This is a genomic window from Limnohabitans sp. 63ED37-2, assembly GCF_001412535.1.
Classification (GTDB): Bacteria; Pseudomonadota; Gammaproteobacteria; order Burkholderiales; family Burkholderiaceae_C; genus Limnohabitans_A.
The window spans coordinates 1,621,054-1,634,243 of sequence record NZ_CP011774.1 but is presented as its reverse complement, the minus strand read 5'-3'; the positions used below and the strand labels follow the sequence as shown (position 1 = coordinate 1,634,243).

Annotated in this window: 14 protein-coding genes; all 14 read left to right on the top strand. The window is 57.9% G+C overall.

All coding sequences use genetic code 11. From position 1 onward, the window contains the following. Positions 1–18 precede the first annotated feature (18 nt). The 14 genes from rpsB (at position 19) to L63ED372_RS07675 (ending at position 13,117) form a co-directional block, all read left to right on the top strand. Entirely contained in the window at positions 19–768 is a 750-nt protein-coding gene (gene rpsB, locus L63ED372_RS07740; RefSeq protein WP_062405026.1) for a 30S ribosomal protein S2, read from the top strand. Between the two features lie 78 nt (positions 769–846). Continuing rightward, positions 847–1,743: a translation elongation factor Ts gene (tsf, locus tag L63ED372_RS07735; protein ID WP_062405024.1), complete on the top strand. Its 897-nt coding sequence runs from the start codon at positions 847–849 to the stop codon at positions 1,741–1,743. A gap of 57 nt (positions 1,744–1,800) precedes the next feature. Further along, positions 1,801–2,523 carry a UMP kinase gene (gene pyrH / locus L63ED372_RS07730; protein WP_062407808.1) on the top strand — a complete coding sequence of 241 codons (723 nt, stop codon included), beginning with the start codon at positions 1,801–1,803 and terminating at the stop codon, positions 2,521–2,523. Between the two features lie 24 nt (positions 2,524–2,547). Beyond that, positions 2,548–3,108: a ribosome recycling factor gene (gene frr, locus L63ED372_RS07725; RefSeq protein WP_062405022.1), complete on the top strand. Its 561-nt coding sequence runs from the start codon at positions 2,548–2,550 to the stop codon at positions 3,106–3,108. Positions 3,109–3,215: 107 nt separating this feature from the next. Next, on the top strand, positions 3,216–4,064 hold the full coding sequence (locus L63ED372_RS07720; protein WP_062407806.1) for a phosphatidate cytidylyltransferase: 849 nt from the start codon (positions 3,216–3,218) through the stop codon (positions 4,062–4,064). A 16-nt stretch (positions 4,065–4,080) separates the two neighbouring features. Beyond that, positions 4,081–5,274 (top strand): 1-deoxy-D-xylulose-5-phosphate reductoisomerase, encoded by a 1,194-nt coding sequence (locus L63ED372_RS07715; protein ID WP_062405020.1) that lies wholly within the window; start codon positions 4,081–4,083, stop codon positions 5,272–5,274. A gap of 213 nt (positions 5,275–5,487) precedes the next feature. Further along, the gene (gene bamA / locus L63ED372_RS07710; protein ID WP_197275339.1) at positions 5,488–7,806 is read left to right on the top strand and encodes an outer membrane protein assembly factor BamA; all 2,319 of its coding nucleotides are present in this window, start codon (positions 5,488–5,490) and stop codon (positions 7,804–7,806) included. Then, on the top strand, positions 7,806–8,324 hold the full coding sequence (locus L63ED372_RS07705) for an OmpH family outer membrane protein (RefSeq protein ID WP_062405018.1): 519 nt from the start codon (positions 7,806–7,808) through the stop codon (positions 8,322–8,324). Before bamA ends, L63ED372_RS07705 begins: the two co-directional genes overlap by 1 nt. 23 nt (positions 8,325–8,347) lie before the next feature. Continuing rightward, entirely contained in the window at positions 8,348–9,334 is a 987-nt protein-coding gene (gene lpxD / locus L63ED372_RS07700; RefSeq protein ID WP_062405017.1) for a UDP-3-O-(3-hydroxymyristoyl)glucosamine N-acyltransferase, read from the top strand. A gap of 2 nt (positions 9,335–9,336) precedes the next feature. Further along, the gene (gene fabZ / locus L63ED372_RS07695) at positions 9,337–9,783 is read left to right on the top strand and encodes a 3-hydroxyacyl-ACP dehydratase FabZ (protein ID WP_062407802.1); all 447 of its coding nucleotides are present in this window, start codon (positions 9,337–9,339) and stop codon (positions 9,781–9,783) included. A 5-nt stretch (positions 9,784–9,788) separates the two neighbouring features. Further along, the gene (lpxA, locus tag L63ED372_RS07690) at positions 9,789–10,583 is read left to right on the top strand and encodes an acyl-ACP--UDP-N-acetylglucosamine O-acyltransferase (RefSeq protein WP_062405015.1); all 795 of its coding nucleotides are present in this window, start codon (positions 9,789–9,791) and stop codon (positions 10,581–10,583) included. Positions 10,584–10,639: 56 nt separating this feature from the next. After that, the gene (lpxB, locus tag L63ED372_RS07685; RefSeq protein ID WP_062407800.1) at positions 10,640–11,758 is read left to right on the top strand and encodes a lipid-A-disaccharide synthase; all 1,119 of its coding nucleotides are present in this window, start codon (positions 10,640–10,642) and stop codon (positions 11,756–11,758) included. Further along, positions 11,730–12,347 carry a ribonuclease HII gene (gene rnhB, locus L63ED372_RS07680; RefSeq protein WP_062405013.1) on the top strand — a complete coding sequence of 206 codons (618 nt, stop codon included), beginning with the start codon at positions 11,730–11,732 and terminating at the stop codon, positions 12,345–12,347. The genes lpxB and rnhB overlap by 29 nt, the downstream gene beginning before the upstream one ends. Then, the gene (locus L63ED372_RS07675) at positions 12,344–13,117 is read left to right on the top strand and encodes a TrmH family RNA methyltransferase (RefSeq protein WP_062405011.1); all 774 of its coding nucleotides are present in this window, start codon (positions 12,344–12,346) and stop codon (positions 13,115–13,117) included. The genes rnhB and L63ED372_RS07675 overlap by 4 nt, the downstream gene beginning before the upstream one ends. The last annotated feature ends 73 nt before the right edge of the window (positions 13,118–13,190 follow it).

The following is a 13,190-nucleotide window of genomic DNA, read 5'->3' as shown; positions in this document are numbered from 1 at the left end:
AACCTTTGGAGTATTTTTATGTCCGTTACCATGCGCGAAATGCTGGAAGCCGGTGTCCACTTCGGTCACCAAACCCGCTTCTGGAACCCCAAGATGGCCCCCTTCATCTTCGGTCACCGCAATAAAATCCACATCATCAACCTGGAAAAGTCGTTGCCGATGTTCCAGGATGCGATCAAGTTCGCCAAGCAACTGTCTGCCAACCGCGGCACCATCCTGATGGTGGGCACCAAGCGCCAAGCCCGTGAGCTGGTGGCTGCTGAAGCCCAGCGTGCGGGCGTGCCTTTCGTCGACCAGCGCTGGCTGGGCGGCATGCTGACCAACTTCAAGACCGTCAAGACCTCGATCAAGCGTCTGAAGGACATGAAGGCTCAGCAAGAAGTCGGCCTCGACAGCCTGAGCAAAAAAGAACAGCTGATGTTCAAGCGCGAGATGGAAAAGCTCGAAAAAGACATCGGTGGCATCCAGGACATGGCGGCTTTGCCTGATGCGATTTTCGTGATCGACGTCGGTTACCACAAGATCGCCATTTCGGAAGCCAAGAAATTGGGCATCCCTTTGATCGGTGTGGTGGACTCCAACCACTCGCCCGAAGGTATCGACTACATCATTCCCGGCAACGACGACTCGGCCAAGGCCGTGGCTTTGTACGCCCGCGGCATTGCTGACGCGATCATCGAAGGCCGTGCCAATGCGGTCAACGACGTGGTCAAAGCTGTGACCGAAGGCTCTGACGAGTTCGTCGAAGAAGCCAACGCTTCTGCCTGAGTTCCCAACACTCGATGAAAGGGGCTTTGTGGCCCCTTTTTTTTAATCTGACTTTTAGACTGAATACGGAGAAATCAAATGGCTGCAATTACCGCAAGCATGGTCGCTGAACTGCGTGCAAAAACCGACGCCCCCATGATGGAGTGCAAAAAAGCTCTGACCGAAGCCGAAGGCGACATGGCCAAAGCCGAAGAGTTGCTGCGCGTCAAGCTGGGCACCAAGGCTGGCAAAGCCGCTTCCCGCGTGACCGCCGAAGGCGTGGTGACCAGCTTTGTGAACGGCACCACAGGCGCCATGATCGAAGTGAACTGCGAAACCGACTTCGTGACCAAAAACGACAGCTTCCTGGCTTTGGCCAACGCTGCTGCCAAGTTGGTGGCCGAGCACAACCCTGCCGACATCGCTGCTTTGGGTGCATTGCCTTACAGCCAAGACAGCTTTGGCCCGACATTGGAAGACGTGCGCAAAGGCCTGATCGGCAAGATCGGCGAGAACATGAGCTTCCGCCGTTTCAAGCGTGCCGCTGGTGCTGCCAAGATCGCCAACTACTTGCACGGCACCCGCATCGGCGTGTTGGTCGAGTACGAAGGTGACGAAACTGCTGCCAAAGACGTTGCCATGCACGTGGCCGCCATGAAGCCTGTGTCTTTGACCAGCGCCGAAGTGCCTGCTGAGTTGATCGAAAAAGAGCGCTCGGTCGCTGCGGCCAAGGCTGCTGAGTCCGGCAAGCCTGCCGACATCGCCACCAAGATGGTCGAAGGCTCTGTGCAAAAGTACCTCAAAGAGGTGTCTTTGTTCAACCAGTCTTTTGTCAAGAATGACAAGCAGACCGTCGAGCAAATGCTCAAGGCTGCTGGCACCACCGTCAAGGCGTTCACCTTGTACGTGGTCGGCGAAGGTATCGAGAAGAAGGTCGACGATTTTGCTGCAGAAGTGGCGGCTCAAGTGGCTGCAGCTCAAAACGCTGCCGCCTGAACCTCTTGACCTGTTGATTCGTTTTTATTGTCCACATTGATCACCCAGGAGCCCATCATGTCCTCTGCCAAGCCAGCCTACAAGCGTATTTTGCTCAAGCTGTCCGGTGAGGCCCTGATGGGGGATGATGCCTTTGGCATTAACCGCGCCACCATCGTGCGCATGGCCGAAGAGATCGCCGAGATCAACCGTCTGGGCGTTCAGGTCGCTGTGGTCATTGGTGGCGGCAACATCTTCCGAGGTGTGGCGGGTGGTTCTGTGGGCATGGACCGTGCCACGGCCGATTACATGGGCATGTTGGCCACGGTCATGAATTCCCTGGCCTTGGCCGATGCTTTGGACAAGGCCGGTTTGACCGCGCGTGTGATGTCGGCGATTGGCATTGACCAAGTGGTCGAACCCTATGTGCGACCCAAGGCCTTGCAGTACCTCGAAGAGGGCAAGGTCGTGGTGTTTGCGGCGGGCACAGGCAATCCGTTTTTCACCACCGACACAGCCGCTGCTTTGCGTGGTGCTGAGATTGGCGCCGAGATGGTGCTCAAGGCCACCAAGGTGGATGGTGTGTACACAGCCGATCCCAAAAAAGACCCCTCTGCCACGCGTTACAGCGAAATCAGCTTCGACGAAGCCATTTCACGCAATTTGGGCATCATGGACGCCACGGCTTTTGCCTTGTGCCGCGACCAGAAACTGCCGATCAAGGTGTTTTCGATCATCAAGAACGGCGCTTTGAAGCGCGTGGTGCTGGGTGAGGACGAAGGCACCCTGGTTTATGCTTGAGCCCGTTCTGACGAGGAGAACCCCATGACCATTGCAGACATCAAGAAAACAACCGAAACCAAAATGGAGCAATCCATTGCGGCTTTCAAAAACAACCTGACCAAGATTCGCACCGGGCGTGCCAATCCGGCCTTGCTCGACACCATCCATGTCGATTACTACGGCTCCATGGTGCCTTTGTCGCAAGTGGCCAACGTGTCCTTGATGGACTCGCGCACCATCAGTGTGCAGCCTTGGGAAAAAGGCATGGGTGCCAAGATCGAAAAAGCCATCCGCGAAAGCGAGCTGGGCCTGAACCCCGCTTCCATGGGTGATTTGATCCGAGTGCCCATGCCCCCCATGAGCGAAGAGCGCCGCAAGGAAATGACCAAGCTGGCCCGCACCGAAGGCGAGAACGGCAAGATCGCAATCCGCAATTTGCGCCGCGATGCGAACGAATCGGTGAAGAAACTGGTCAAGGACAAGGAAGCGTCTGAGGACGATCAAAAGCGTGCCGAAGCCGATGTCCAGAAACTGACCGACAAGCGCATGACCGAAATTGACCAGTTGGTCGCGGCCAAAGAACAAGAGATCATGGCCGTCTGAGATTGAATTTGGTGCCGTGGCTCATCACGGCCTGATGGGCCGCCCAATTGGCGGCCCTTTTTTTATGCGGCCCTTTTTATTTGGCGGCCTTTTTTTCTGGAGAACCCTTGCTCAAACAACGCGTCATCACCGCCCTGGCCTTGCTGGCCTTGCTGCTGCCCGCTTTGTTTGCAGCCCATCCTTGGCCTTTCATGGCGCTGACCTTGGTGTTGATCGCCGCGGGTGCTTGGGAGTGGGGGCGGCTCAACGGGGTGGGGCCTGTGCAGGCTTGGGTGGGCAGTTTGGTGTGTGTCGCTGCCTGTGCCTTGTCCACTTTGGCGGGCTGGTTGCAATCGACACCCCCCCAGTTGTGGCTGGTGGCCGGAGCCATGTGGGTTTTGTTGGGTGCCTGGATGATCCGGCGTGGCGTATCCGGATGGGCGCTTTGGTCACGTTCGTCGCGTTGGTGGGCGGGCCTGTTTTTGCTGGCCTTGGCCTGGTTGGCTTTGGCGCAAGCCCACCAGCGTGGCGTAAATTTTTTGCTGTCGGTGCTGGTCCTGGTTTGGGCGGCCGATGTTTTTGCCTATTTCTTTGGCCGTGGTTTGGGGGGGCGGATCTTTCCCGTCAAGCTGGCGCCAGCCATCAGTCCTGGTAAAAGCTGGGAAGGGGTGCTGGGTGGCATGTTGGGTGTCTTTTTGGTGTCCTGGCTTTGGACGGTTTTTGACCAAACTCAGGGCCCAAGCGCAGCCAGTTTTTACACCCTGCTGTGGGAGCGGGGTGCAGGGGTGGCCGTGCCGGCCTTGCTTTTGATGTCGGCCATGAGTGTGGTGGGCGATTTGGTGGAGTCCCTGGTCAAACGCAGTGCGGGCATGAAGGACAGCTCGGGCCTGTTGCCCGGCCATGGCGGCGTGCTGGACAGGGTGGACGCCTTGTTGCCGACATTGCCTTTGGCCATGATGCTGGTGGCCTGGATTTGATGTGGAGACCTCTGGCATGAACAAACAACAGTGCATCACAATTTTGGGCTCAACCGGCTCCATTGGCACCAGCACGCTGGATGTGCTCAGTCGCCACCCGGAACAATACCGAATCCATGCGCTGACCGCCTCCAGCCAAGTGGATCTGATGCTGGCCCAATGTGCCCGATTCAAACCCGAAGTGGCCGTGATGGTGCAGGAGTCGGCGGGCCGTCAATTGGCCGAGAGGGTGAAGGCTGAAGGCCTGCCCGTGCAGGTGCGTTGGAGCACTGCGGCTTTGGACGACGTGGCTTCGGCGCCTCAGGTGGATTCTGTGATGGCCGCCATTGTGGGTGCGGCGGGTTTGTCGCCCTGTATTGCGGCAGCGCGTGCGGGCAAGCGCCTGATGCTGGCCAATAAAGAAGCCTTGGTTGTGGGTGGCGAAGTGTTTTTGCGGGCTGTGCGAGAGGGCGGCGCACTGTTGCTGCCCATCGACAGCGAGCATTCGGCGATTTTCCAGTCTTTGCCCGAGGATCCATCGAGCTGGCAGCGGCGTGTACAAAAGATCATTTTGACGGCCTCCGGCGGCCCATTCCGCACCCGGGATCCACGCACCTTAAGAGATGTCACACCCGAGCAGGCTTGCGCCCACCCCAATTGGGTCATGGGTCGAAAAATCTCGGTGGATTCGGCCACCATGATGAACAAGGCTTTGGAGGTGATCGAGGCGCGTTATTTGTTCGGACTCTCGCCCGATCAATTGGAGGTGGTGATTCATCCGCAAAGCGTCATCCACTCCATGGTGCAGTACCGCGACCATTCGGTGGTGGCGCAATTGGGCACGCCCGACATGCGTGTGCCCATCGCATACGGTCTGAGCTGGCCGGAGCGCATCGAATCGGGTGCAGCACCGCTGGACTTTCACGCGCTGGCTGCCATGACTTTCGAAGCCATGGACGAGCCAGCGCATGTCCAGCGTTTTCCGGGTTTGCGCCTGGCCTGGGAAACCTTGCGCGGTGCGCCCGGCAGTTGCGCCATTTTGAACGCGGCCAACGAAGTCGCTGTGGAGGGCTTCCTGAACAAGCGCATCCGCTTTGACCAAATCCATGAGCTCAACCGTGCCACGCTTGACAGTTTGCAGTGCTCGCCACCGGATGGTCTGGACGATTTGCTGGCCTTGGATGCTCGCAGTCGCGAGGAGGCCGAGCGCCATCTGACACGCTTGAGGTGAAAATACCAGCGAAGGCGGTCCTGTGCTGGGTGGTCGCAGTCCGGTCCTGATGTATTATCTTTTGATGCTTTTGGCTGCTTCGGTGTGAGCAGTCAAAACACCTCACCCGGACCAGCAGTCAGCCTTGAGCTCATCTGACTGTGTGGAAGTGGGTGGTTTTCAAAGCCTGATTTTCAACCCTGAAAATGGCTTTGGTTTTAGAACGATTGCAACATGAATTTTCCTGATTTTCGCGCCCAAATTCTGCCTTCTGCCATGAAGGCGCTGGCCTGCGCCATGCTCAGCTTGCCTGCCTGGGCGGTCGATCCCTTCACGGTGCGCGATATCCGTGTTGAAGGTTTGCAGCGGATCGAGCCCGGAACGGTGTTTGCGTCTTTGCCAGTGAGGGTGGGAGACCGTTACACCGATGACAAAGGTGCTGCTGCCATACGTGCCTTGTTCGCCTTGGGCTTGTTCAAAGATGTGCGCCTGGAAACGCAGGGCGATGTGCTGGTGGTGGTGGTGCAAGAGCGCCCCTCAGTGGCGTCGGTGGAGTTCATTGGGCTCAAGGAATTTGACAAAGATGTGCTGGTCAAGGCCCTGAAGGATGTGGGACTGTCTGAAGGACGACCTTTTGACAAGGCCTTGGCAGACAAGGCCGAGCAAGAACTCAAGCGCCAATACATCAGCCGAAGTCTTTATGGCGCCGAGGTGGTGTCTACGGCCACACCGGTCGATCGCAATCGGGTCAATCTGACATTCACCATCACCGAGGGTGGTCCTGCCAAAATCGCGCAGATCGACATCGTGGGCAACCAGGCCTTCAGTGACGAGACCTTGCGCGACCAGTTCAATCTCGATACCGGTGGATGGATGAGTTGGTACACCAAGTCAGACCGGTATTCGCGCACCAAACTGAATGCCGATCTGGAGGCCTTGCGTTCCTATTACCTCTCTCAGGGTTTTCTGGAGTTCCGCATCGATTCCACCCAGGTGGCCATGTCACCCAACAAGCAGGACATGGCGATCACCATCAACATCACCGAGGGTGAGCGTTTTGTGATCTCGGGTGTGAAACTCGAAGGCGATTACCTCAACCGCGAAGACGAGTTCAAGGCGCTTGTCAAGATTGCCGTGGGCAAGCCTTACAACGCCGAAACTGTGACTGAAACCACCAAAGCCTTCACCGAATATTTTGGCAAATTTGGTTTTGCTTTTGCCCGAGTCGAGGCCAAACCCCAAATTGACCGAAGCAACAATCGGGTGCAGTTTGTGCTGCAGGCCGAGCCTTCTCGTCGGGCCTATGTGCGCCGAATTCAGGTCGCGGGCAATGACCGCACGCGCGACGAAGTCATCCGCCGTGAATTCCGCCAATTTGAGGCGGCTTGGTACGACGGCGACAAAATCCGTTTGTCCCGAGACCGGGTAGATCGTTTGGGATTTTTCACCCAAGTGAACGTTGAAACGCAGGAGGTGCCCGGCGCCCCTGACCAAGTGGATCTGTTGTTCACTGTGACAGAAAAGCCAACTGGCAGCATTTCTTTGGGTGCGGGTTTTTCTTCTGCTGAAAAAGTGGCGGTGAGCTTCGGTATTCGCCAAGAGAACGCATTTGGCTCAGGCAACTATTTGGCGGTGGAAGTCAACACCAGCAAATTCAACCGCAATTTGGTGCTGAGCACCACGGACCCTTACTTTACAAAAAATGGCATCTCCAGGACTGTTGATCTGTTTCAACGCACCACTCGTCCTTATTTGGGTGACGTGAATGCTTATCAGCTGATCAACTCGGGCGCGGGTTTGCGTTTTGGTGTTCCTGTGACTGAAAGGGATACCGTCTTTGTGGGGGGCAATGTTGAACAGACTGAAATCCGTGAAGGCACGGGTTTGCCGGATGCTTACCGCGCATACGGCGAGAGATTTGGCACCACCAGCACGGCGCTGCCATTGACTTTGGGCTGGGCCCGGGACGGCCGTGACAGTGCTTTGGTGCCCACCCGTGGCAGCTTTCAGCGAGTCAATGCTGACATGAGCGTGGCGGGCGACGTGCGCTATGTGCGGGCCAGTTACCAATTCCAGCAGTATGTCCCTCTGAGCAAGAAATACACTTTGGCGTTCAACACGGATCTCGGCTGGGGGCAGGGCTTGAAGGGGCAGCCCTATCCCTTGTTCAAGAACTTCTATGTGGGCGGTTTGGGCAGCGTACGGGGATTCGAGCAATCGACTTTGGGACCCTCAGAGCCCAACAGTTCTACCAATACCGCTTTGATTTACCTAGGGGGGCCCAAAAAGTTGGTATTCAACGCCGAGTTGCTGATGCCATTCCCTGGTGCTGGAAATGACCGTACCCTGAGGTTGTTCGGCTTTACCGACGTGGGCAGCGCATTTGGTGAAAATCAGCAGGTCTCTGCCGATGCTTTGCGCGCCTCTGCGGGTGTGGGTCTGAGTTGGATCTCGCCGATGGGACCTTTGCGGTTTTCCTACGCCATGCCGATACGCCAGCAGACAGGCGATAAAATCCAGCGACTTCAATTCCAAATCGGAACCTCCTTCTAATGAACACGATTCGTCAAAAAATCTCCATGGCCGTGTTGGCCGCTGCGGCTTGTGTGGCCGGGTTGGCTCAGGCTCAAGACTTCAAGATGGGTTTTGTCAACACCGAACGCATCTTCCGCGAGGCGGCGACCGCCAAACAAGCACAGGCCAAATTGGAGCAGGAGTTTTCGCGCCGGGAGAAAGAGTTGGTGGACACCGGCAACAGCCTCAAGCAGGCTTCCGAAAAGTTTGAGCGCGAAGCGCCGACCTTGGCCGAGTCCCAGCGTACCGCTCGCCAAAAGCAGCTGATCGATCAAGACCGCGAGTTTCAACGCAAGCGTCGGGAGTTCCAGGAGGACCTGAACGCCCGCAAGAATGAAGAGCAGCAGATTGTGGTCGAACGCGCCAACCGCGCGGTCAAGCAAGTGGCTGAATCCGAAAAGTACGATGTGATTTTTCAGGAAGCCGTGTACATCAACCCCAAGCACGACATCACCGAAAAAGTCATCAAGGTGCTCAACGCCTCGGTGGCCAAGTAAGCGAATTTGAAGCGTTTGATCCTGTGTCTTTGACGCTTGCCTCTTTGGTCGATCGGCTGGGTGGGCGTTTGTGCGGGGACCCCGATTGGGTCATCGCCGGCTTGGCCCCTTTGCAGTCGGCCGGGCATGACCAGATCAGTTTTCTCAGCCACCCCAAATACCAGAGCCAACTCGAGGCCAGCCAAGCCGGTTGTGTGATCGTGGCGCCTGCTTTTGAAGCTTTGGCCAGTCAGGGGCGATCGGCCATCGTCACTGACGACCCTTACCTGTATTTTGCGCGTCTGACCCGTTTGTGGAAGCAGATCCATCAACCCCAGGCGGGGCCTCGAATCCATCCCTCTGCTGTGATTGATCCGCTCGCTTGGGTGGCCGAGGATGCGGTCATTGGCCCTTTGTGTGTGCTTGAGCGAGGTACCAAGGTCGGCTCAGGCACGGTCCTCAAGTCGCGCGTGACTTTGTCTGAAGGCTGCGTGGTGGGAGAGCGATGCATCTTGCACTCGGGCGTGGTGGTGGGTGCCGATGGTTTTGGTTTTGCACAGCATAAAGGCCAATGGGAAAAGATTGAACAGCTGGGCGCCGTGCGCATTGGCGACGATGTGGAAATCGGCGCAAACACCTGTATTGACCGGGGCGCACTTGAAGACACGGTCATTCAAAACGGGGTCAAGCTCGACAACCTGATCCAGATTGGCCACAACGTCCACATCGGCGCCCACACGGCCATGGCCGGTTGCGTTGGCGTCGCGGGCAGTGCCCGCATTGGTGCCCATTGCACGGTGGGCGGTGGGGCTGTGGTGTTGGGGCACTTGACGCTGGCCGACCATGTGCACATTTCGGCAGCTTCTGTGGTGACCCGTTCGATTTTGCAACCTGGGCAATACACTGGCATGTTCCCTTTGGACAGCAACGCCAGCTGGGAAAAGAACGCTGCCAGCCTCAAACAATTGTCCCGATTGCGGGATCGCCTCAAGGCTCTCGAGGCCCACATTCAAAATAACAAGGAAATATGACCATGATGGACATCCACAAAATTCTCAAACAGCTGCCGCACCGCTACCCCATTTTGCTGGTGGACCGCGTGCTCGAACTCGAAAAAGGCGTTCGCATCAAAGCGCTAAAAAACGTGTCGATCAATGAGCCCCATTTCCAGGGTCACTTTCCCCACCGTCCTGTGATGCCGGGTGTGTTGATGCTGGAAGCCCTGGCCCAAGCCGCAGCCTTGCTGGCCTTTGACACCTTGGGTGAGACACCCGATGACCAGACTGTGTATTACTTTGCCGGCATCGACGGCGCCCGATTCAAACGCCCGGTGGAGCCCGGTGATCAGCTCATCTTGGAAGTTGAGCTCGACCGGATGAAAGCCGGCATTTTCAAGTTCAAGGCACGCGCCAAGGTGGGCGATGAGATCGCGACCGAGGCCGAGTTGATGTGCACCATGCGGAAAATTCCTCAGGCTTGAGTCACATGAGCAAGATCCATCCAACGGCCATCATCAGCCCGGGGGCAGAACTTGATTCATCGGTGAGTGTTGGGCCTTACACCGTGATCGGGCCGCATGTGCGCCTCGGCGCCGGAACCACGGTGGCCAGCCACTGCGTGATCGAGGGCCACACCACCATTGGCAGCGACAACCGGATTTTCCAGTTCAACTCGCTTGGCGCTGTGCCCCAGGACAAGAAGTACAACAACGAGCCTTGTGAGTTGGTGATCGGTGACCGCAATACCATCCGCGAGTTTTGCACCTTCAACATCGGCTCGCCTGGCGACCGGGCCGTGACCTCGGTGGGCAACGACAACTGGATCATGGCTTATGTGCATTTGGCGCACGACTGCCAAGTGGGCAACCACACGATCTTTGCCAACAACACGCAACTGGCCGGACATGTGGTCGTTGATGACTGGGTGATTTTGGGTGGCTTCACCGTGGTGCACCAGTTTTGCCGCATCGGGGCGCACAGTTTCACGGCCATGAACTCTTTGCTGTTTGCCGACCTGCCGCCTTTTGTGATGGCGCAAGGCCAGCCAGCCCAAGCTCGGTCGATGAACTTTGAAGGTTTGCGCCGCAGGGGCTTTTCTGCAGAACGCATCAGCGCCGTCAAGGCCATGCACAAAGCTTTGTACCGTGATGGCTTGTCGCTCGGCGATGCCATGACCCGCATTGGCGCTTTGGCCTTGGAAAAGCCCGAGGCCCAGCCCGATGTGGACATGATGCTGGGCTTTTTGCAGGCCGCTTCACCCCAGCGCGGGATCGTGCGTTGACACATCTATCGGATTTGCCCGTGCTCAAAGCCCCTGCGGGGGCTTTGTCCTTTGCCATGGTGGCTGGCGAAGCCTCTGGGGATTTGCTCGCGGGTTTGCTGATTCAGGGCATGCAGATGCACTGGCCTCAGGCTCAGGGTGTTGGCATTGGTGGGCCACGGATGCAGGCGCAAGGTTTTGACGCGTGGTGGCCACACGAAAAATTGGCCGTGCGTGGTTATGTCGAGGTGTTGCGCCATTACCGGGGCATCGTCGCCATCCGCGATCAGCTGCGTCAACGTTTGCTGGCCCAGCCGCCCGATCTGTTCATCGGGGTGGATGCGCCCGATTTCAACCTCGATCTGGAAGCTCGGCTCAAAGCTGAAGGCATTCCCACCGTGCATTTTGTGTGCCCATCGATTTGGGCTTGGCGCCCTGAGCGGATGGAGAAAATCCGTCGCAGTGTGGACCACATGCTCTGCATTTTTCCGTTTGAGCCAGCCCTGTTGGCCAAAGCTGGGGTGCAGGCCACCTATGTGGGGCACCCATCGGCGCAAACCATCCCCATGCACCCGGACCGCACGGCCGCCCGTCAAACCTTGGGCTTGGATGGACAAAGGCCCGTGGTGGCGCTTTTGCCCGGCAGCAGGCTGTCCGAAATCGAACACCTGACGCCCCGCTTTGTGCAGGCCGCTCAGCTCATGCAGCGACAAAACCCTGCGCTGCAATTTGTGTTGCCCGCCATCCCCAGCTTGTTGCCACGCATCCAGGCGCTGGTCGATGCGCAAGGCGGTCTGCCGGGTTTGTATTTGATTCAAGGCCAGTCACACAGGGCTTTGGCAGCATGTGACGTGACCTTGATTGCCAGCGGCACAGCCACGCTCGAGGCGGCTTTGTTCAAGCGCCCCATGGTGATTGGTTACCACATGAACTGGCTCAGCTGGCAGATCATGAAGCGCCAGCAACTGCAGCCTTGGGTGGGTTTGCCCAACATCCTCAGCGAGGACTTTGTGGTGCCCGAATTTTTGCAGGACCGTTGCACGCCCGAGGCCCTGGCCAAGGCTTGTTTGGACTGGTTGTCTGCACCTGACCGCGTGGATGCTTTGCAATCCCGTTTTGAACAATTGCACCTCACTTTGCAGTGTGACACCGCAAAACTTGCGACCCATGCCCTCGAAAAAGTCCTTTCTCGCTGAGCAGTCCGCTTTGCATTTTCCTGTTTCAGGCTTGACAGCAGGCGTGGACGAGGCCGGGCGCGGACCGCTGGCGGGTCCTGTGGTGGCGGCAGCGGTGATCTTGGACGAATTGAATCCCATTCAAGGGCTGAACGACTCCAAAAAACTCACCGCCAAACGCCGCGAAGCCCTGTTTGACGAAATCCGGGCGCGGGCCCTGTGTTTTGCGATTGCCGAGGCCAGTGTGCAGGAAATAGACCAAATCAACATCTTGCAAGCCACCTTGCTGGCCATGAAGCGGGCGGTAGAGGCTTTGCGTTTGCCGCCCAAATTGGTGCTGGTTGATGGCAACCGCTTGCCCACCTTGTCCATTCGTGCCGAGGCCATCGTCCAAGGCGACGCGCTGGTGCCCGCCATCTCGGCCGCTTCCATTTTGGCCAAAGTGCACCGCGACCGTTTGTGCGACGCGATGCACCATCAGTACCCCTTGTATGGGTTTGACCAGCACAAGGGCTATGGCACCGCGCAGCATCTGGCCGCCTTGCAAGCGCATGGCCCGGCCGACTGCCACCGCATGACATTTGCCCCGGTGGCCAGGAGTGTTCGATGAAACCCATCAGCTCGCGAGACAACCCGCAGCTCAAAGCCTGGCGGCGCTTGGCCCAGGACAGCACGGCTTACCGCAAGGCGGGGCAATTCTGGTTGGAAGGCGATCACCTGTGCCGCGCTGCCTTGCAACGCGGTGTGCGACCGCAGCAGGTGGTGCTGACCGAGTCGTTTCAAGCCGAGCAGGGCGAGGAATGGCAGGGGCTGACAGATCAGACCTTTGTGGTGCCCGATGCCTTGTTCGCCAGCCTGAGTGGCCTGGAGTCACCGGCCCGCATGGGCTTTGTGGTGGCGTGGCAAGCAGCTCATGAGGTGTTGCCAGATGCCGCCACCGTGGTGCTGGACCGTTTGCAGGACGCAGGCAATGTGGGGGCCATTTTGCGTTGTGCCTCGGCTTTTGGTTACCGCCAGGTTCTGGCCATCAAGGGCACGGCGGCCTTGTGGTCACCCAAGGTGCTGCGTTCGGGCATGGGGGCGCATTTTGGTCTGCATTTGGTGGAAGCCCTCAGCGAGACCGATGTGACGGCTTTGCGGGTGCCCTTGCTTACCACCAGCTCCCACGAGGGGCCGTTTTTGCACGCCTTGCTGCAAGCCGGTGATTTGCCCCAAAAGTGTGCATGGGTTTTTGGTCACGAAGGGCAGGGCGTCAGCGCCAGCCTGATGGCCCAGGCCCGGCACCAGGTTCGCATTGCCCAGCCTGGCGGGGAAGAGTCGCTCAATGTGGCCACGGCAGCGGCCATTTGCCTGCACGCCAGCGCCACGGCAGGTCCCTGAGGCATTTGTGGTTCGGTTGCAGGGTCAAACTGCGTGAATTGTCAGGGTTTACTAGCGGTCCTCAGCTATAATG

Coding starts and splice junctions, on each gene's coding strand:
- rpsB (WP_062405026.1), top strand. CDS start 19: ATGTCCGTTACCATGCGCGAAATGCTGGAAGCCGGTGTCCACTTCGGT.
- tsf (WP_062405024.1), top strand. CDS start 847: ATGGCTGCAATTACCGCAAGCATGGTCGCTGAACTGCGTGCAAAAACC.
- pyrH (WP_062407808.1), top strand. CDS start 1,801: ATGTCCTCTGCCAAGCCAGCCTACAAGCGTATTTTGCTCAAGCTGTCC.
- frr (WP_062405022.1), top strand. CDS start 2,548: ATGACCATTGCAGACATCAAGAAAACAACCGAAACCAAAATGGAGCAA.
- L63ED372_RS07715 (WP_062405020.1), top strand. CDS start 4,081: ATGAACAAACAACAGTGCATCACAATTTTGGGCTCAACCGGCTCCATT.
- bamA (WP_197275339.1), top strand. CDS start 5,488: ATGAATTTTCCTGATTTTCGCGCCCAAATTCTGCCTTCTGCCATGAAG.
- L63ED372_RS07705 (WP_062405018.1), top strand. CDS start 7,806: ATGAACACGATTCGTCAAAAAATCTCCATGGCCGTGTTGGCCGCTGCG.
- fabZ (WP_062407802.1), top strand. CDS start 9,337: ATGATGGACATCCACAAAATTCTCAAACAGCTGCCGCACCGCTACCCC.
- lpxA (WP_062405015.1), top strand. CDS start 9,789: ATGAGCAAGATCCATCCAACGGCCATCATCAGCCCGGGGGCAGAACTT.
- lpxB (WP_062407800.1), top strand. CDS start 10,640: ATGGTGGCTGGCGAAGCCTCTGGGGATTTGCTCGCGGGTTTGCTGATT.
- rnhB (WP_062405013.1), top strand. CDS start 11,730: ATGCCCTCGAAAAAGTCCTTTCTCGCTGAGCAGTCCGCTTTGCATTTT.
- L63ED372_RS07675 (WP_062405011.1), top strand. CDS start 12,344: ATGAAACCCATCAGCTCGCGAGACAACCCGCAGCTCAAAGCCTGGCGG.